General features: G+C 44.7%; 19 protein-coding genes and 1 riboswitch. All 19 genes read left to right on the plus strand.

Going from position 1 to position 19,644, the window contains the following annotated elements:
* Positions 1 to 23: 23 nt before the first annotated feature.
* Positions 24 to 220, plus strand: a riboswitch (cobalamin riboswitch).
* A 182-nt stretch (positions 221 to 402) separates the two neighbouring features.
* The 19 genes from BLV00_RS00550 (at position 403) to BLV00_RS00640 (ending at position 19,630) form a co-directional block, all read left to right on the plus strand.
* A complete protein-coding gene (locus BLV00_RS00550; RefSeq protein WP_093041083.1) occupies positions 403 to 1,404 on the plus strand; it encodes an ABC transporter substrate-binding protein in 1,002 nt (333 codons plus the stop codon).
* On the plus strand, positions 1,352 to 2,431 hold the full coding sequence (locus tag BLV00_RS00555; protein ID WP_093041084.1) for a FecCD family ABC transporter permease: 1,080 nt from the start codon (positions 1,352 to 1,354) through the stop codon (positions 2,429 to 2,431). Before BLV00_RS00550 ends, BLV00_RS00555 begins: the two co-directional genes overlap by 53 nt.
* A gap of 4 nt (positions 2,432 to 2,435) precedes the next feature.
* Positions 2,436 to 3,899 (plus strand): adenosylcobinamide amidohydrolase, encoded by a 1,464-nt coding sequence (locus BLV00_RS00560; protein ID WP_093041086.1) that lies wholly within the window; start codon positions 2,436 to 2,438, stop codon positions 3,897 to 3,899.
* The gene (gene cbiB / locus BLV00_RS00565) at positions 3,900 to 4,853 is read left to right on the plus strand and encodes an adenosylcobinamide-phosphate synthase CbiB (RefSeq protein ID WP_093041088.1); all 954 of its coding nucleotides are present in this window, start codon (positions 3,900 to 3,902) and stop codon (positions 4,851 to 4,853) included.
* Positions 4,854 to 4,865: 12 nt separating this feature from the next.
* A complete protein-coding gene (gene cobD, locus BLV00_RS00570) occupies positions 4,866 to 5,948 on the plus strand; it encodes a threonine-phosphate decarboxylase CobD (protein ID WP_093041091.1) in 1,083 nt (360 codons plus the stop codon).
* Entirely contained in the window at positions 5,942 to 6,475 is a 534-nt protein-coding gene (locus BLV00_RS00575; protein ID WP_176791269.1) for a bifunctional adenosylcobinamide kinase/adenosylcobinamide-phosphate guanylyltransferase, read from the plus strand. The genes cobD and BLV00_RS00575 overlap by 7 nt, the downstream gene beginning before the upstream one ends.
* Positions 6,476 to 7,249, plus strand: coding sequence for an adenosylcobinamide-GDP ribazoletransferase (gene cobS, locus BLV00_RS00580; protein ID WP_093041099.1), 774 nt, complete (start codon positions 6,476 to 6,478; stop codon positions 7,247 to 7,249).
* Positions 7,201 to 7,818, plus strand: a complete 618-nt coding sequence (locus tag BLV00_RS00585) for a histidine phosphatase family protein (protein WP_093041101.1) — start codon at positions 7,201 to 7,203, stop codon at positions 7,816 to 7,818. Before cobS ends, BLV00_RS00585 begins: the two co-directional genes overlap by 49 nt.
* Entirely contained in the window at positions 7,770 to 8,201 is a 432-nt protein-coding gene (locus BLV00_RS00590) for a bifunctional adenosylcobinamide kinase/adenosylcobinamide-phosphate guanylyltransferase (protein WP_176791270.1), read from the plus strand. The genes BLV00_RS00585 and BLV00_RS00590 overlap by 49 nt, the downstream gene beginning before the upstream one ends.
* 1 nt (position 8,202) lies before the next feature.
* Positions 8,203 to 8,712 (plus strand): histidine phosphatase family protein, encoded by a 510-nt coding sequence (locus BLV00_RS00595; protein ID WP_093041107.1) that lies wholly within the window; start codon positions 8,203 to 8,205, stop codon positions 8,710 to 8,712.
* 21 nt (positions 8,713 to 8,733) lie between these two features.
* On the plus strand, positions 8,734 to 9,399 hold the full coding sequence (bluB, locus tag BLV00_RS00600) for a 5,6-dimethylbenzimidazole synthase (protein ID WP_093041108.1): 666 nt from the start codon (positions 8,734 to 8,736) through the stop codon (positions 9,397 to 9,399).
* Between the two features lie 542 nt (positions 9,400 to 9,941).
* Positions 9,942 to 11,273, plus strand: a complete 1,332-nt coding sequence (locus BLV00_RS00605) for an aminotransferase family protein (RefSeq protein ID WP_093041111.1) — start codon at positions 9,942 to 9,944, stop codon at positions 11,271 to 11,273.
* Between the two features lie 32 nt (positions 11,274 to 11,305).
* On the plus strand, positions 11,306 to 12,943 hold the full coding sequence (locus BLV00_RS00610; protein ID WP_176791271.1) for an amidohydrolase: 1,638 nt from the start codon (positions 11,306 to 11,308) through the stop codon (positions 12,941 to 12,943).
* A complete protein-coding gene (locus BLV00_RS00615) occupies positions 12,933 to 14,381 on the plus strand; it encodes a sodium:solute symporter family protein (RefSeq protein WP_093041116.1) in 1,449 nt (482 codons plus the stop codon). The genes BLV00_RS00610 and BLV00_RS00615 overlap by 11 nt, the downstream gene beginning before the upstream one ends.
* A 629-nt stretch (positions 14,382 to 15,010) precedes the next feature.
* Positions 15,011 to 15,634 carry an ECF transporter S component gene (locus BLV00_RS00620; protein WP_093041119.1) on the plus strand — a complete coding sequence of 208 codons (624 nt, stop codon included), beginning with the start codon at positions 15,011 to 15,013 and terminating at the stop codon, positions 15,632 to 15,634.
* A 179-nt stretch (positions 15,635 to 15,813) separates the two neighbouring features.
* On the plus strand, positions 15,814 to 16,596 hold the full coding sequence (locus BLV00_RS00625; protein ID WP_093041121.1) for a fumarylacetoacetate hydrolase family protein: 783 nt from the start codon (positions 15,814 to 15,816) through the stop codon (positions 16,594 to 16,596).
* A 231-nt stretch (positions 16,597 to 16,827) separates the two neighbouring features.
* On the plus strand, positions 16,828 to 17,853 hold the full coding sequence (locus BLV00_RS00630; RefSeq protein WP_218131871.1) for a LacI family DNA-binding transcriptional regulator: 1,026 nt from the start codon (positions 16,828 to 16,830) through the stop codon (positions 17,851 to 17,853).
* 35 nt (positions 17,854 to 17,888) lie between these two features.
* Positions 17,889 to 18,782, plus strand: a complete 894-nt coding sequence (locus BLV00_RS00635) for an energy-coupling factor transporter transmembrane component T family protein (RefSeq protein WP_093041128.1) — start codon at positions 17,889 to 17,891, stop codon at positions 18,780 to 18,782.
* Positions 18,782 to 19,630 (plus strand): energy-coupling factor ABC transporter ATP-binding protein, encoded by an 849-nt coding sequence (locus BLV00_RS00640; protein ID WP_093041130.1) that lies wholly within the window; start codon positions 18,782 to 18,784, stop codon positions 19,628 to 19,630. The genes BLV00_RS00635 and BLV00_RS00640 overlap by 1 nt, the downstream gene beginning before the upstream one ends.
* Positions 19,631 to 19,644 lie beyond the last annotated feature (14 nt).

A 19,644-nucleotide genomic window follows, 5' to 3' on the forward strand; every position in this document is an offset into this window, starting at 1 on the left:
ATAATTGTTCTGTCATAAAAAAATGAATATTCCGAACAGCAGGTCCTTGAAATTTCAGTTTCAAGGATAATAGGGAAGTTGGTGTAAATCCAACGCGGTCCCGCCACTGTAAGCGAGGAGTAAAGCTTTATAAATTCCACTGTTTGTTTAGCAAACGGGAAGGAAAAGGCTTTTACGATGATGCGCAAGCCAGGAGACCTGCCTGCTGTTCTATTGAGAGTTACATCCTTCGGGGAAAAGGATAAGCTACAGGTATGTCATTGATACATAGCTCATACCAGTCTTTATTGCTTTATTCGCCTTTTCCATCGGGATAGGCGTTTTTTTATGCTTTAAGAATTTCAACTTTGTGAAGCAACTAAGTATTGGGGATTCTAATTATTAAAGGGAGTGTCTGGAAAAATGAAGACAAGTAAAACAAGAATTTCTTTTTTATCTTTCATGCTCGCAATTCTATTGGCGGTTATGGTCGGATGCGGGGCGACAGAAGAAGGAAACGAAAGCAAGGAAAGTCCAAGTGAAACAAATACCAGTGAAGAAACACAAGGTGAATCGTCGGCTGGAGGTTTTCCTGTCACGATTAAAGATGGATCGGGTGAACAGGTTGAAATAAAAGCGGAGCCTGAAGCGATTGTATCGGTACTGGCCAGCAACACGGAAATCGCTTTTGCCTTAGGCCAGGGTGAGAAAATGGTCGGTGTCTCGGATTATAGTAATTACCCGGCAGAGACAGCAAATATTGAAAAGGTCGGCGGGCAGGAAATGAACGTTGAAAAGATTTTGTCTTTAAATCCGGATATGGTGCTGGTTTCCACTTTCCATTATGAGAATCATTCGGATGTACTACAGCAGTTCAAGAAAGCTGGCATGGATGTCGTAGTTGTGGATGATGCTAACTCATTCGAAGACGTGTATAAAAATATCCAACTTGTTGGAAAAGCAACAGGAAGCTCCGATAAAGCGGATGAAATTGTAAAAGATATGGAAACCCGCTTAGCTGAAGTAAAAGAAAAAGCAAAAAAAGTGGAAGAAAAGAAAAAAGTTTGGGTCGAAGTGGCACCTGCCCCTGATATTTTCACGACAGGTACAGGGACATTCATGCATGAAATGCTGGAAGCCATCAATGCGGAAAACGTAGCTGCAGAGGAAGAAGGCTGGGTCAAATTTACGGAAGAGGAAGCGGTGAATTTGAATCCGGAAGTAATCATTACTACCTACGGCTATTATGTAGAAAACCCTGAAGAGCAAGTGGTGAACCGGGAAGGGTGGAGCGAAGTGCCTGCGGTCGAAAATGAGCAGGTATTCGATGTTGACAATGATACTGTCACAAGGCCCGGACCGCGTTTGATTGATGGAGTTGAGAGACTTGGTGAACTCATTTATCCAGAAGTATTCGGTGAATAAAACAGTATGGGTGTATATATTCAGTGGAGGGTTTGTACTTAGTACAGCCCTTCTCGGTTTATTTGTCAGCAGTGTATCTTTTCCACTGACTGCTGTCCTCGATGTCCTCGCTGAAAAAATAGTCGGGAATAAAATATTCGGCCATGAAGCTGCTGGTAATATCGAGGTCATCATTTGGGAAATACGTTTTCCTAGGGTATTGCTGGCATTATTTGTCGGTGCGTCATTATCCATTGCAGGTGCATCTTTCCAGGGTCTTCTCAGAAATCCGCTGGCTGATCCGTACACAATCGGTGTTTCCTCCGGAGCGGCCCTTGGGGCGGTAACCGTCCTTTATTTTCAATTATCCATTTCTTTCCTGGGAAGTTATACACTTCCTGTGGTGGCTATCCTTGGCGGGTTTATTACAATGGTGATTGTTTTTATCATTACCAGGCTTTCGAGCCGTGATTTGAATATTGAGACAATCATTCTGGCAGGGATCATTATCAGTGCATTCATCGGTGCGATCATCTCCCTCATCATCGCACTCAGCGACAGGGAAGATATGCGGCAGATACTATACTGGCTGATGGGGAATATCGGTATGAGAGGCTGGAGCCATGTGCAGCTGCTTATTCCGTTTTTCATCGTTGGGGTCATTCTGCTGGTGTCACGCGCACACGATTTAAATGCATTTGCACTCGGGGAGGAATCGGCAGGGCATTTAGGAGTGAATGTCCAGGGAGGAAAAGTGCTGATTTTAGTCGGAGCTTCGTTGCTGACCGGCGCCTCTGTTGCCGTTTCTGGTTCAATCGGGTTTGTCGGTCTTGTTATCCCTCATTTTGTCCGGTTGATTATTGGACCGGATCACAAGCATGTCCTGCCGTTATCGATGCTGACCGGAGGAGGATTCCTCGTCCTTGCCGATTTGATATCAAGGTCGATCATCGCACCGAAGGAACTGCCGATTGGCGTCATTACTGCACTGATTGGGGCGCCGATTTTTGCCATCCTGTTAGTTCGAGAACGCATGAGGAAGGGGTGAAAGCATGATAGAAGTGAGCGGTCTGACCGGCGGTTATCAGAATGAGGATATTCTTACCGATATCAACCTGACAATTAATGAGGGAGAATTTTTTGCTTTGATTGGACCGAATGGAAGCGGCAAGACGACGCTCCTTAGACTGATGACCGGGGCATTGGCTCCTTCGGGTGGAATCATTGAAATATCCGGGAAACCGATTCAGACGTATTCTCCGAGAAAAAAGGCTGAAATCATGGCTGTCCTCGCACAAAGCTCCCATGTTGAATTTGATTTTTCTGTGGAAGAAATCGTCATGCTTGGACGCTATCCGCATCAAAAAGGCTTGATTAAGCACATTTCACGACGGGACAAGGAAGTCGTCTCTGAGGTGATGAAACAGACGGAAGTCTACCAGTATCGGAACAAACCGTTTAAGTGGCTGAGTGGTGGGGAAAAGCAGCGCGTACTGCTGGCAAAAGCTCTCGCACAGGAACCGAAAATCCTGTTTTTAGATGAACCGACCAATCATCTCGATGTCAAGCATACTGTCGAAATGCTGCAGCATTTAAAAGCGTATCAGGCAAAGCGTCAGATGACGATCATAGCCATCCTTCATGATTTGAACACAGCAGCTTTATTCGCAGACAGGTTTGGCGCTCTCCATCAGGGCCGGCTAGTGAAAAAGGGAGACCTGTCTGTATTAAAAAATGAAACCTTATTGCAAAAGGTGTATGAGGTTGATATCAAGCATCACAGCCATCCTACACTCGCAAAACCTCAGATGCTCGTCGCACCGGAAGAAATGCATCATTCGAACCCTCATGCACTGGAGGCAGAGGTCGATCAGAATGAGCAATGCATCCATATTGCGTTTCCCAGGCCGCTCCGCGTGCTTTCTAATGCTGTGGTAGGGGAAGGACTACAGTGGCTCTGTCATTTTTGCAATTTCTATGTTCCCAAAAATTACGATTGCTCGAACCCTGCTGATGATGTTCGTAAGTGGCTGGAGAAAGCGGGAATTCCTTTGGGCGATACACTGGGAATGATGACCGCTGTCAAACTTGCTGATAAAGCGATCGTTAACGAGGTCATCATGGATACCCATATTTTTACGATTGTCACAGCCGGGGTGGGAAATGCGATGGATATTACGAAAGAACATCCGTTGGCGGAAGCATGGCAAATCGGTACCATTAATATCATGGTGTTTCTGGATGAACATTTGACAGACGGGGCATTCGTCAATGCGGTCCAGTCTGCCACCGAAGCGAAAACCAAGGCGTTAGTGGACATGGAGGTTACCGATCCGGCTACAAAGAGTATCGCGACCGGCACATCAACAGACAGCATCGCAATCGCCGCAACTCAAAATGGCACACCAACGCCCTATGCTGGCTCAGGAACACGGGTAGGCAAGGCGATTGGACAAAGTGTCTACCGGGCCGTCACAGAAGCAATAGAAAACTATCGCACGAGGGTTGGCAAGTAAATGGGGATATTTGAATACCATATCTATCTCATCATGGCAGCGATTGTACTGGATTTACTGATAGGCGATCCAAAATACCTTCCCCATCCGGTTGTTCTGATCGGGAAAGTCATCTCTTTTATGGATAAAAGATGGAACAGGGGTGAAAACCGCCAGGCGAAAGGGTTCCTGCTGTTGACTGTAGTAATAACACTGACCACGACTGTTATAGTTGCGCTAATCTTTCTCGTAGGGAAAATTTCTTTTTGGGCGTCAGCGGCACTGGAAGTTTATTTTCTATCTTCAACGATAGCCATCAGAGGTCTGCAGCAAGCGGGAAAGCAAGTAGAAGCACCGTTGCTAAGCGGAGATATGGGGAGCGCACGTAAGAAGCTCAGTTATATCGTCGGCCGTGACACGGAACGTTTATCGGAAGCCGAGGTGGTCCGGGGAACAGTAGAGACAATTGCAGAGAATACAGTCGATGGCATCATCGCTCCTTTATTCTGGGCTTTGATTGGAGGAGCACCTGCAGCTATGGCCTACCGGGCTGTGAATACGCTTGATTCGATGGTCGGTTATAAAAACCAACAATATGAAAAGTACGGGTTTGCTTCTGCAAAGTTTGATGACATCGTCAACTGGATCCCTGCCCGGATTACCGCTGTTTGTATGTGGCTCGCTTCCTGGTTTTATCCAGCGTTCAAAAAAGCGAATGGCTTTCGGGTGACATTCCGTGATGCCGGCAAGCATCCAAGCCCGAACAGTGGCTGGCCGGAAGCAATGACGGCAGGTCTGCTCGGTGTTGAGCTCGGTGGTACCAATACATACAAAGGAAACGTATCTAATCGCAGTAAAATAGGTCAACCATTCACAGAATTGAAAGCGAAACATATTCATCAATCGATACTGATTATGCATGGCGGCTGGCTGGTGTTTTTATTGTTTTTATTGTTTTTGCTATCGGTTACTTAAGGAGGGAAACATATGGTACTTCCAGCACACGGCGGACAACCCGATCGCATCATCACTTCTCTTGGAGTAGAGGCGAAAGGACACGTCTATGATTTCAGCGCCAATATCAACCCTGTCGGACCGCCGGCCTGGCTGTCCGAGGAGCTTCCCCGGCTAATGAATGAGGCGGAGCATTATCCTGATCCTCAATATACAGCGGCATATGATGCGCTTTCCGAACGGGAAATGGTGGCTCAGAAACAGCTCCTGCTGACGAATGGAGGAGCGGAAGCAATTTTTCTTACCGCCCAGCTTTTTCAAGGGAAAAAAGCGTTGATTATTGATCCGACATTTTCTGAATATGAGCGCGCATGCCGGGCATTCGGCATCGATGTTACACATCTTCGACTGGATCAGGACTTTCAATTTCCATTCGAGGAGATGGCACAGGCATTGTCTGATGTGGATGTCGTATTTCTATGCCGGCCGAATAATCCGACTGGAACGCTACTGTCCATTACTGACGTGGAGTATTTACTGAAAATTGGCATGGCAACAGGCACAGCCGTTGTGGTGGATGAAGCATTCGTACATTTTTTGCTGATGGAGGATTCTTCAGTTAAACGGCTGCTCGACTTCTATTCCAACCTGATTATCTTGCGTTCCTTAACAAAAATCTATGCCATTCCAGGCTTGCGGGCTGGTTATGTCATCGCTTCAGAAAACTTGATTGCGAAGCTGCAGGAAAAGCAGCCGCCATGGAGTGTCAATGGGATTACGGCGGCTTTACTGCCGGCATTGCTGTCCGATAAAGCATATGTGATAGAGACGAAACGGTGGCTGGGAGGTGAACAGAAAAAACTTGCTAAAGAGCTCTCGGCGCTTGGCTTTTTCCATACGTTATCATGTACCAACTTTTATTTGCTGAAAGACGAGGAGAGGCCTGAGGATACAGACGAGCTGTTCCGGTTTCTGGTGGCGAATAACATCATTCCCCGGCACACAGATAATTTCACCGGATTGGACGGCCGTTTCTTGAGGTTTGCTGTCAGGACAATGCAAGAAAATGATTACCTCCTTCATGTGCTGAAGAAATGGAGGGAAAAGGCGTGTTGACGTTCATTTCTGGTGGTGCTCGTTCGGGAAAGAGCAGCTTTGGAGAAAAGCTGGCTTTGGAAAGCTATCGCAACCATATAAGAGGGAAATTGTATTACATAGCAACATCCATGCCTGCTGATGATGAAATGAAAGAACGAATTATACGGCATCGCAAGGACAGAGGCGGAGAGTGGCAGACCATCGAGGCCCCAATTGAAGTGAAACCTTGCTTAAATCAAATAGAAAAAGGAAGTACCGTGCTGGTTGATTGCCTGACGGTATGGCTTAGCAATAGACTTTACATCGATCAGGCCGGCTGGGAGACGATCACCCAGGAAGTAAGCGGCTGGATTCAGGCAGCAAGCAGGCGGCATTTGTGCCTATATCTTGTGTCCAATGATATTAATGAAGGAATGCCGGCAAGCGCTGACAGTGTTGCTTCTTATATATATATGCTGGAGCAGCTGCACCAGCAGCTCATCTCTGCATCAGAGGAAGTCTATCAGGTGATCGCCGGATTACCTGTAAAGTGGAAGGATGATTGAATGAAAGGGCTGGTTTTTGGTCTGGTGCTGGCCTTGCAATTTTTAACGAGGCTTCCCATACCGGTGGTCGTCCCTTGGGAAAGGTCTGTGTTGAAGGGAGCACTGAAGTCTTTCAGTTTAGCAGGTTTTTTCATAGGTTTTCTCGTTATTGCTGTTCATGCTCTGATTGATGGCTGGCTTCCGCCCTGGTTTACGGCGCTAGTGCTGTTATCCGTCTGGACAGCGCTGACAGGAGGGCTCCATCTGGATGGCCTGATGGACGTAGCGGATGCTGCCGGGTCCAATGCACCGATAGAAAAAAAGATAACGATTATGAAAGACCCTCACGTTGGCAGCTTCGCAATGCTGACAGTTATATTTTATCTGCTATGGAAGCTGGCACTCATTTATGGCTTACTGGTCGGTCATGAATGGGACTTACAGCTTGTTGTCGGTATGTTCATACTGATTCCCGCCTGCAGCCGGTTCTTAGCTATTCTGCTGTTACGGACGACCCGGACGGTCAAGCAGGAAGGGCTGGCTCACACGTGGCAGGAACACCTGAACAATACAGATGTCATCACCGGCTTGCTGCCAATTGTACTGATTGCTCTGTTTTTACCGCAGGCGTGGTTTCTATTGGCCGGTTATGGACTTTTTTTCTACCTGATACGCAGATGGTTCCTTAACCAATTCCATGGGATTAATGGCGATATGCTGGGTACCACGATTGAAGGAGGGGAACTATGGGGACTGGTGATGGTGTACATCTATATTTTATCCGTCACGGGATGACGAAGGGGAACAAAGAAAAGCGCTATCTCGGTCATTCGAACGAAAAGCTGATGACGGAGTTTCTTCCTGATCTGCTCTTTTTGAAGGAGCAGCTATCCAGGATAACGTTCGATCAGATTTTTACGAGCGACCTGATTCGATGCGTGGAAACGGCAGCATACCTTGTTCCTGATCAGACAGCATGTGCTGATCCGAAGCTTCGCGAAATGGATTTTGGTGATTGGGAGTGGAAAAACCACCATGAACTCCAGAACGACCCCGCCTATCAGCACTGGATTGATCACTGGGAGACGTCATCCCCGCCAAACGGGGAAGACTATCAATCTTTCAAAAGGCGTGTTAGTCAGTGTTTAAATGAAATATTGGAGAATAATAGAAAAAACGTATTAGTCGTTACCCATGCTGGCGTGATTCGGGAAGTCATGAATGAATTTATTCCGTCCCTATTTTTTTCAGATACAAATATCCCCCACGGGAGAGGCGTGCGTATGATATACGAACAGGCTGGAGGTGAATGGAAATGCAGCTCGTGGTCGGTGGTGCCTATAGTGGAAAAAGAAAGTTGGTAAAGGAAAAGTTCCCTGACAGTCCATGGATTTCCGCCTATGAAAATGAACAATTGACCAATTGGAAACAAACCTATGAATCTGGTAGTTCCCCCCTTATAACAGAAGGGTGGGAAGAGTGGATCCGTCAGGAATGGGACAAATCTGGCGAGTTGGATGTCGTTAGAGAATACTTCGAAGCTATTATCGATGAGATGCAACGGGTGGAAGAGCAAAGAAAGCAGTCCATGGTGATGATTATGCTGGAGATGGGACGTGGCGTGGTCCCGGTAGATAAGGATGAACGGGCCTGGCGTGACTTATCCGGCTGGGTGCTGCAATCAGCGGCGGCTAGAGCAGAATCTGTGCATTACTGCTGGCATGGCCTGTCGAGGAAGTTGAAATAAGATGAAGGTTTGTTTTGTCAGACATGGAGAAACGGATTGGAATACAGAAGGCAGATTGCAAGGTCATACAGCGACATCGCTCAATGCAACTGGTATTCGGCAGTCCAGGCAGTGTGCCAAACAGTTAGCAGGTGAAGGCTGGGATGTGATTCTCAGCAGTCCATTACAACGGGCGAGGGAATCGGCTGATATCCTTTCTGCCTGTATGGGGGTCCCTCATTTCGCTTCTCCTCTTTTTACAGAACTTGATTATAATCACTGGAACGGGGAAGACAGACAAACATTAATGACTGATCATTCGTTTAAGAAATGGTATCAGTCTGAAATGAATAAGTTGGAAAAACAAGTTAAAAGAGATTGGGAGGCTCTCTATCATACCTACAGAGATGACGCCGTCATCGTTGTTACGCATGGCTTAGTGATCCAGCAGATAGAGAAGGTTCTAAACAGGCAGTCGCAATCAGACAGTGAGATTATTTCTAATGGTAGTTTCATATGTATCCATGTATAGGGAAACAAAGGAGGGGGATCTATGTTCACGCAAGAAGAAAAAGATGCTTTCTATAAAGTCATTTATACGAGAAGGGATATACGGAGTTTTTTACCGATACCTATTGAAAGAAATGTCATCGATAACATTCTCCACGCCGGTCATCATGCACCTTCCGTAGGTTTTATGCAGCCATGGAATTATATCCTGATTTCTTCGGAAGCTATCAAAGAAAAATTAGCATGGGCAGCTGACAAAGAAAGACGCGCGATGGCTATCCATTTTGAAGGCGAAAGAGAGTCGGAATTTCTTAGCTTGAAAGTGGAAGGGTTAAAAGAAGCTCCTTTGACGATATGTGTAACCTGTGATCCGACGAGAGGCGGATCACATATATTAGGGAGGAATTCCATCCCGGAAACCGATGCATTATCAACGGCATGTTCAATTCAAAACATGTGGCTGGCAGCGTGTGCAGAGGGACTGGCAATGGGATGGGTGAGTTTTTATAAAAAGAATGATATCCGCGATATTCTCGATATCCCACCGCATGTGGATCCTATTGCCCTTCTTTCTGTCGGATATACAGATGCATACCCGGATAAGCCTATTTTAGAAACAGCGAACTGGGAAAAGCGGTCGAGGTTAGGCCATCTTATTTTTGAAAATAGGTGGGGAAATTGTTGTGGGTCTCATAGTCAAATCAAGTAATTAAATAGCCGGGTCTCCGATAAGGATATAAGCTTCTAATTGTTGCCGAGACAACGATTGGTAGCTTTATTTTTTTATTAAACCACAAAAGCCTTGTTGGCAACAATTGGGGAGAAACTTTTTATTTCGGCTAACTATTTTGGGATTTAGGGGAATAGGCCCCGGTCAAACATTCTACATGAAGTAACCTTCCACGACCTGGTAAACCTCCCCTGGTATAATTATTAGAAAATTTGGAATAATCTGTTGCGATGTCAAACAAATCTTGCTAGAATAAAAAACACTACATAGGAAGTGTAAAAAAACTGTCTATTCTAATCGACTCTACTGGCTCAAAGTAGAGCGTTTCCTTAGAAAGAAACCAGTTTTATGCCTGGAGATAAGTATGTTCAAAATACTGCTCGTGTGCATAGAACTGGTTTTTTATTTCTTTTAAGAAAGTTTAACTTTTTAAAGGGTTAACGTATAAGAAAATACAAAGGCTTTCGCCATAAGTACTTGGCGACAAGCCAAGTTTTTCTAAAGGAAATGGAGGTAGTGCTTTGGATCATCTTATTGAACTCGACAGAAAGCATTTTTTACATCCGACTTCGTCCATCCAGCAACAGCAGGCGCAAGGTTCCAAGCTGCTGGTGGAAAGCGGAGAAGGGATTTTTCTGAAAGACCGGGATGGAAAAGCCTATATCGATGCGATGTCATCCCTCTGGAATGTTCATATCGGGCATGGCAGGGAGGAATTGGCAGGTGTCGCAGAGGCACAGATGAAAAAACTGGCGTTCAGTTCTGCCTTTTCTACCTTCACCCATGAGCCGGGAATCCTGCTCGCTGAAAAAATTGCATCAATCGCGCCTGGAGACTTGAATGCCGTCTTTTTTACTTCCGGTGGTTCGGAATCGAATGACACGGCGATCAAGCTGGTACGTCATTACTGGAAAATTCAAGGGCAGCCGAACCGCAGGAAAATTGTTGGCTTGAAGCGGGCCTACCATGGGGTAGCCGCTGCTTCCACCAGTGCGACAGGTATCCCTGAGTTCTGGGAGATGGCCGGTCATATGATGAATGATTTTACCCACGCGGAAACTTCCTATCAAAGTACAACGAAAGAAGCGGTGGCATCGTTACGGGAGAAATTCGAAGCGGAAGGTCCGGAAACGATTGCGGCTTTTATTGCAGAACCGATTCAGGGGGCTGGGGGAGTGCTGATTCCGCCTGATGATTACTTCCCTGCGATCCGTCAATTATGCGATGAATATGGGGTTTTATTTATCGCAGATGAAGTCATTACTGGTTTTGGACGGACAGGAAAGATGTTCGGGCTGGAACATTCGAACGTTGTGCCGGACGTCATGACCTTTGCCAAAGGGGTGACCAGTGGATATATCCCTCTTGGCGGGGTGGTAATTTCTGATTCCATTCATGAAGTGCTCCAAGTGCATTCCAAAGGTACCCTCTTTCATGGATTCACCTATAGTGGCCATCCAACTGCTGCAGCTGTGGGGTTGAAAAATATTGAATTGATCGAGAAGGAGGGGATGGTCGAAAATTCCAGTGAAATGGGCGACAAGCTGTTAGAAGGTTTTAAAAAGATCAAAGGGGATTTGGACATCGTAGGGGATGTAAGAGCCAAGGGGTTATTAGGAGCAGTAGAACTGGTGAAAAATCCGGAAACGAATGAAAGTTTCTCAAAAGATCAGGCAGTGGCACCGAAAGTCATTGAGGAATTGCATCAACGCGGTGTTATATGCAGAGCAGTCACCTACGAATCCAGTAACATCATCTGCTTTGCACCCCCGCTGATCATCACTGAGCAACAAATCAATGCCCTATTGGATAAGTTGCATGATTCCATTTTATCCATACAAAAACAACTATGAAGCACACGAATAAGTCAGAGGAGGAAGGAAATATGGATGAATCTGATCTGATATTTATTAATGGAACTGTATTGACGATGGATGACGAGGCACCCACGGCAAATGCTGTGGTCGTAAGGAATGAAGAAGTTGTCTATGTCGGGGAAACAGAAGCGGCCCTTGCCTGGAAGCAGAAACAGACAGAGGTCATCGATTTGGCAGGCAAGACGCTGATGCCCAGTTTCATAGAAAGCCATATCCATCCGTCCATTTATGGACTAACACTATTAGAAGTAGATTGTAAGCCGACAGCCACTCCGTCGATTGCAGCTATCACAGAAAAAATAAGTGAAAAAGCGGCCGACATCCCCGAAGGAAAATGGATACTGGGATGGGGCTGGGATGATAGCAAAATGGTGGACAAACGTAATCCTACGCGTTGGGACCTCGATCAGGTTGCGCCGAATCATCCGGTCGTCTTAAAGCGGACATGCGCCCATATGGCAGTCGCGAATTCCAAAGCACTGGAATTAAGCGGGATATCAGAAAATACGCCAAACCCGGAAGGAGGAAATATCGAGCGGGATGAGCAAGGCAGGTTAACAGGACTGCTGCAGGAGAAAGCTCAAGGGTTATTGAAAGCGCCAAAGTATGGGCCGGAGGATATGGCCAAAGGGATGAAATTAGCCCAGGAGCAGTTCGCCGCCTGGGGAATCACAACCGTCCATTGTATGTCTACGCAGACCGCTGATTTGCAGTTATATCAATCCTTATTAGAACAGGATGAATTGAATGTCCGGGTCAGACCCTGGATGTGGGCGATTGACCAGAATGGTTTCGACGGGTCGATGGAAGAAGTATTGACAGTCGGCTTGAGAAGCGGTTTTGGTAATGACATGCTGAAAATTCAGGGATTGAAGTTTATGCTCGATGGCAGTGTCGGCGGCAAAACGGCAGCTTTCTCTGAACCTTACCTCAGCACACAGGAAACAGGTATCCTCTATAACACCGTCGAAGAAGTCGCTCCCCTGATGAAGCGTGGAATTGAAGCAGGCTTAAGAATTGCCATCCATGCCATCGGCGATCGAGCCATTGATGTAGCAATCAATTCCTATGAACAAATCAACGAAACAACACCGATAAAGCATATGCGCAACCGCATTGAACATTGTATTTTTCCTACCACTAAGCAACTCCGACAAATGAAAGAACACGAATTAATGGCAGGCTCATCGATAGGTTTCCTCTACCATATTGGCGATAACTACCTGGCTAAGTTAGGGGAAGAAAGAATGAAGCATGCATTTCCTCATCAATCATTCAAACAGGCAGGTGTCATCGCACCGGGGAACTCTGATTTACCAGTCAATGATGGCAACCCATGGATGGGCATTTATGCAGCTGTCACTAGAAAAACTGCTAATGGCCAAGTCACCGGATCAGAAGAAAAAATAACCGTGTGGGATGCTTTGAAGGCTTTTACAACTGATGAGGCTTACAGTTCGTTTGAGGAAGAGACGCTGGGAATCATCAAACCAGGTGCAAAAGCCGATCTGATGGTACTTTCTCAAAATCCGTTGGATATCGATACCGAACAGCTGTTAGACATGGAAACAGAAGCAACTTACTTAGCAGGCAAGAAAATTTTTAGCAAGTCAACAACAAGAAAGGGTGGGTCTATTGTTCAGTAATCAGCAAGAGACGATTTTAATTACGATTATCGCTGTTTATTTTGTGTTCTTATTTGGGCTTTCTTTATTTGTCAACCGGAGTACCAAAACATATGAAGATTATAATGTCGCGGGCCGTTCTACCAAATTGATGCCGCTCATATTGACTTTTGTAGGGACGGCGATTGGCGGCTCGATTCTGCTTGGATACATGACAAAAGGGTATCTCTTTGGGATGGGCCAGCAGTGGCTGGCGATAGGGTTTACTTTGACTTCCATCGTGATAGCAGTATTTTTATTGAAGCGGATTCGTCTGCTTGGCGAGAAATACAATATGGTCACACTAGGGGACTTTACGGCGTTACGTTATGGAGAAGGTGCCAGGGTTCCGACGGTGATCAGTATTCTTTGCGCTTATTCTGCCATAACAGGTATGCAGTTTGTCGCGATCGCCACCATTTTGAATTTGACTATAGACCTTAACATGACTACCGGGATTTTAATCGGATGGGTACTTTTAACCTTGAAAACGTATTTCGGCGGGCTCAAGTCAGTCATGCTTCAGGATGCAATCCATGGAACCATCCAAACCGTTGGTATTTTCTTTTTATTATTTGTCATTCTCTTCATGGTCGGAGACTGGGAACCGGTTGCGGAAAATGCAAGAAATGCAGAAGGCGGGAATATGTTGAGCATATTCAATATCGGTACTTCCGAATTTCTGGTTTATATGCTGACGATCGGAGCTTACCAGTTTGTCAGACAGGATGTATGGCAGCGATTTTGGGCAGCTAAAGATAGTAAGACCGCAAAAACCGGTTTTTGGGCTGCCATTGTCCTCGGATTCCTGACAGCAGCTATAGCGGTTGTGATTGGATTTTTGGGCAAGTTCGGTTTGAATATGACGAATATAGATCCGGCATTGATTTACTATGAAATCATTGGGCAGGTGTTACCATTCCCGTTAGTGATTGTGATGCTGATTGCATTATTGGCTACGGTCATTTCCTGCGCGGATTCATTTTTCCTGGCTGCTTCTTCGTCGATTGTTAATGACATTATTAAACCTAGAGTTGGACACAAAGCCAGTGATAAGAAAATGCTGACTTACAGCAGGCTGTCCGTGGTTATCGTCTCCATCGTGTCCGTACTGCTTGCTCTATATATTCCACAGCTGGTTACGCTCTGGATCACGGGAAGTGCGATGCTGGTATCCGGTTTGCTCGCACCGGTGCTATTCGGGTTATTCTGGAAAAGAACTACGAAAACGGCAGGACTCTCTGCGATGTGGGGAGGACTAATGGTAGCTGTAGCCTGGCAGATCGCGGGTCATCCTTTCGGTCTCCATCCCGTTTTTCTCGGTTTGCCTATTTCAATCATCACTCTAGTGACGATTACGTTGGCATCGGAAGGCGAAAAAGAACATGCGATGTATTCAGAATTGAAGAAGTCAAGTTAATTATTAATACTTACAAAAAAGCCACAGTGCTATAGTCTCGAACCATGCACTGTGGCTTTTTAAACTTTGAATGATGGAAATGATTTAGCAGGAGTTCAGAAGTTGGCTGGGGAATTTGAAGAGATTAATGGCATGGATTGGACCTGGTTGTATTCGTAGTCTATATAAAACCGTTTTATTTTAAACGAAACACTTAAGTTAAAATGTGGAAATGTTTTCATGTGGGTAATATAGTTGTTCCAATCATCATCTTCCTTAAATATCCATTTAATGAAGCTGTATGAAGATTTACGCCTTCTTTTCTCTGATAATTTTCAACTTTTTTTAAAAATAGTTTAAGGCTATGAAGAATAATGATATCAATGATTGAACGCATTTCTATGGTCTGTTGATTCTTTTTAAATAAAACAATTTTCTAAATATTGTTGAAATTGCAAGGGTGTCTATGTATAATTCTTTTTAAGAAAGCGTTTTCTCATCTTTCATAAGGATTCATTCGGCCGAATGTGGAAACGTTTTTACATGCTGAAAAAGACAAGCTAATTGGATGAAAAAACAGTCGGGATGAAGGAGGTGGAGGTTGTAAACCGTCGTCGACCTTATGGCTAATTAAAAAGGAGGTATGTGATTTGAATATGATGAAGAAGAACTCAAGTTTCGTTGTTGCGATGATTCCAGCGGGAATTGCTTTGAACTGGGTAGCAAATTCCATTGTTGAAATGTTGAAGCTTCCGTTGTTTCTGAACAATATCGGCACTGTTTTAAATGCGATTGTTCTTGGTCCATTGTGGGGTGGAGCTACCGCTCTCATGACAAACGTCATCTTAGCATTGATTGTTCGTTGGACATACATTCCATTTGCCTTAGTAGGAATACTGGTAGCCTTTTTATCCTACTTTTTCTATAAAAAAGGCTGGTTCAAAAAAAGCTGGAAGGTTGTCGTTTCCGGTGCATTTACAGGTATTGTCGCCTCTGCATTAGCGACTGTAATTTCCGTCTATGTTTTCGGCGGATTTTCTGGACATACTGTCGATGTATTGACTGCAGGTCTAATTGCATCTGGACAACAAATTTTTAACGCAGCATTTATCGCCAACATCCCTGGCACAGTAGCTGATAAAGTACTTACATTCTGGATCGTCTGGATGATCCTGAAAATTTTCCCGGTCCGCTTCCTGCCAAATGCGAAAGAAATTCGCGAGAAGATTGGGATAGGAAAGAAAAATAATACCGGCAAGAAGATTTCTGCATAAAAAAAGAACATCAAATCAACATACAACTTGTGGGAGTAGTTGATTGATGCTCTAAACAGCTTATCTATTATTCTATTAGAAACTGAATGGAAATTCAATTATTAGTACTCAGCCTGGTTTGGTAGAGGGATAAAAAATATAATATATCCCTCTACTATACTATAAAGGAGCGATCATTAATGAAATTTGTTCGTTTTAAAACTGACAAAGAATCTGTGATAAAACAAGGCATACTGGCAGAGGGAGGAGTAAAGGAAATAAGGGGAGAGATTTTCACCCAATGGGAGTATACCGGAGAGAATTTACCGGAAGACTCAGTCCGATTAGCCGCGCCACTTGCTCCTAACCATATTATTGGGATTGGTGCCAATTTTGTAGCTAATGAAGAAGACTTGCCAGAGAAAGGGCCTGACATGCCAGTCTTTTTCTTTAAGCCAAACGCTTCTGTCATCGGACCGGGAGAAGAAATCAAATTGCCCGCCTCCGTAGATGAAGCGAAGTTTGAGTCGGAGCTGGCGGTTGTTATTGGGAAGGAAGCTTCCGGAATCAGTGAAGAGGAAGTGTTCGATTATGTGTTTGGTTATACAGTCGGTAACGATGTGACCGCGCCGAAGTTTTTCCATGAGGATGGGCACTGGACGTTAGGGAAATCGTTCGACACGTTCACGCCACTTGGTCCAGTTATTGAGACAGAGTTCGATGCGCTGGCAGCTCGTATCGAAGCTGTTCATAACGGCGAGAAAAAACAGGACAGCCCTACTTCTTTGATGATTGTTTCAATCCAGCGTATGATTGCTTATTTAAGTAATGTCATGACCCTTAAGCCAGGGGATGTGATTCTAACTGGAAGTCCAGTAGGGGCAGATTTTCTGAAAGAAAATGACGAAATCGCTTGTTCCATAGAAGGGATCGGTACGCTTAAGAATAAAGTGATTAAAGTAAAGCAAGCTTCAATCGTTTAAACATTCTTTTATAATTATATAAAAACGTTTCCACACGCTTCCCCCGGATAATAGAAATCAAATGCTGAAAATTATAATAAAAGTTTTCAGAAAATTATTGAATCATTTGCCCGATAGCCGTATAATAACCATAAGTAAACGTTTTCAAGACAGGCATAAAAAGAACAAGAGCGTTTTCTACTTATGCCTATAGGGAAACGTTTCCACAAATTATTTGGGGAAGTGAAAAATGTGGAAAAGACAGTAACGATTAAAGATGTTGCTCGGAAAGCAAACGTATCGATTTCAACCGTTTCCCGAGTATTGAATAACAGTGGCTATACCAGTGCAAGTGTGAAAGAGAAAGTTAACAAAGCGGTGGATGAATTGAAATTCCAGAAAAACATGGTGGCAACCGCGATGATAAAGAAACAGACATCGACCTTCGGATTGATCATACCTGATATTAAAAACATTTTTTACGGAGAGCTGACCAGGGCAATTGAAGATAAAGCCCATCAGCACGGATTCAATGTCATCCTTTGCAATACCGATAACAACCTCGAAAAAGAAAAAGAGTATCTGAACTTCCTGCTCCGGAAAGGGATTGATGGAATCATCTTTTCTACACCGGAAATTAATGATAGGAATATCCGGGAAGTAATGAAATCCAGACCGGATCTTCCGATGGTCATCCTCGGAAGTAAAGTGCAGAATGTCAGACTTGATGAAGTGTTAGTAGATAACGTTGATGGTGGTTACACAGCTACGGAGCATTTGATCGACCTCGGGCATGAAAGAATAGGGTACATTGGTGGTCAACCGGACTCTTATGCTACAGTCGAACGTTTAAAAGGGTTCAAGGCTGCAATGGAAGAACGGGCACTCCCGTTGGATAAGAACCATATCAAACTGGATGAATTTAAAATTCACAGTGGTTATGAAAAAGGAAAAGAGATACTTGCGGAGAATGATCGACCGACGGCAATTTTTGCTGGTAACGACGCAATCGCTGTAGGTGTTTATAAAGCAGCCCGTGAGTTGGGGATAAGAATTCCAGAAGATCTATCCGTTATTGGATTTGATGATTCTCAATTCGCGGAGATTGTCGACCCGGGGTTGACAACGATTCGAACGCCAATTGCTGAAATGGGAGAAAAAACAGTGGAACTGGCTGTTCAAATCATAAAGGAGAACAAGAACTTTAAAGAAAGCATCATGTTTCCGCCAACCTTGGTGGAACGTGCATCGACTGCCAGTGTCAAGAAGGTTCATTAAGCAATCACACGCAACAAGGCAAAGGAGGAAAATATATGAATAGTTTGTACATGCCGAAAGATAGTCTGATCCATAGCCTGGATCCAAGGACGAAGATGTTGTTTGTTGTATTTGTTGTCGCAAGTTCGTTCATCCTTAATGATCCTGCCTTACAGCTTGTTTTTCTGGTAGCGTTGTTTCCATTGGTGGTCATGGCGAAAGTAGTAAAACCGTACCTCATCTCGATTCAGTTTTTACTGCTGTTCGCCGTACTGATCATGACAGTGCATGGCATCTATAACCCGATTGGAGTCACTCCGGTTTTTGAAATTTTCGGAGGCCTGACCTTTAAATATGAATCGATGGTCTACGCATCTGTCATGTCCTTCCGGATTCTGGTTATCGGTACCGCCGCCGTGTTATTCGTCATGACAACCCACCCATCCGATATGGCGTCGGCACTTGTAAAGTGGAAAGTCCCTCACTCGTTCGCGTTTATATTATTATCAACCTTTCAGATCATCCCCATCATTGCCAGGGAAGCCAAAATCGTCATGGAAGCCCAGCAGGCAAGGTGCCTGGATGTGAAAGGAAGCCTCATACAACGTGTTAAAAATCTGGTTCCGATGTTCGCCCCCCTTTTTATTATTACATTCATGAAAGTGCATCAGCTATCCTACGTGCTCGAATGCCGTGCATTCAGTCGTAAGGGAGAAAAGACAAGCCTTCGCGAAACGAAAATTGGTTCACTTGACTATACCTTCCTCTTAGGAATGCTAGGGTTCCTGGCATTTGAAATTTATTTAAAATTATTCATGATGGGATCACTACAGCTTACGACTGATGCTTTGCTCACCTACTCATTGTTCGGAACATGGATCGTATTTGGATTCATGATCATCAAATTTGTGGTGAAACAATTTCAGGGAAAGATCGGAGGGGCTAACTGATGGCAGCAAAAGCAATAGAAGTGAACAATCTGACCTTCAGCTATCCGGACACCGATGAGCCGGTATTGAAAGATATCAATTTTTCTATTAACCATGGGGAAATTCTCGGTATCATCGGACCAACAGGAGCAGGAAAATCAACGCTCGCCATGTGCGTGAATGGACTGGTTCCACAAGTCATCAATGGAGAGATGGAAGGAACGGTAAAAGTGAATGGCTCTGAGGTAAGTGAAAGTTCGGTTGCCAAAATGTCGGAGGATGTCGGCTTCGTTTTCCAGGAACCGGAGAACCAATTGAGTCAGATGACAATTGAAGAAGAAGTAGCATTCGGAATGGGAAATCTGGGAGTTCCAAGAGATGACATGCGTGTCCGGATTACAGATGCTCTTGAGCAGGTCGGTTTGACCGGTTTTGAAAAAAGAAGTCCTTTGGCGTTATCTGGCGGCCAGCAGCAAAGGCTTGCGATTGCAGCCGTGCTGGCGATGCGGCCTTCGATCATGATTATGGACGAGCCAACTTCGATGCTTGATCCGAAAGGAAAAAATGAAGTGTATGATGTCTTGAAAAACCTGAAAGATTATGGGATGACCGGCATTATCATCGACCATGAAGTAGAGCGTATCGCCGCATACTGCGACAAAGTCCTTGTCCTATATGAAGGAGAAGTACAAATGTTTGCTCCTTCCGAAGAAGTATTTACAAATATTAAAAAAATGCATGAGCTTACTCTTAATGCTCCTCAAGTTACGGAGTTTCTGAGCAGCTATAATCAGGCTTTTGGCAAAGATGTAAAGTTGTCTACGACATTGGAAGAAGCAGTTGACAATTTTGAAAGCGTATGCAAATAAACACATGGAGGTGA

It is taken from the genome of Thalassobacillus cyri, assembly GCF_900107755.1.
GTDB classification, from domain to species: Bacteria; Bacillota; Bacilli; order Bacillales; family Halobacillaceae; genus Thalassobacillus; species Thalassobacillus cyri.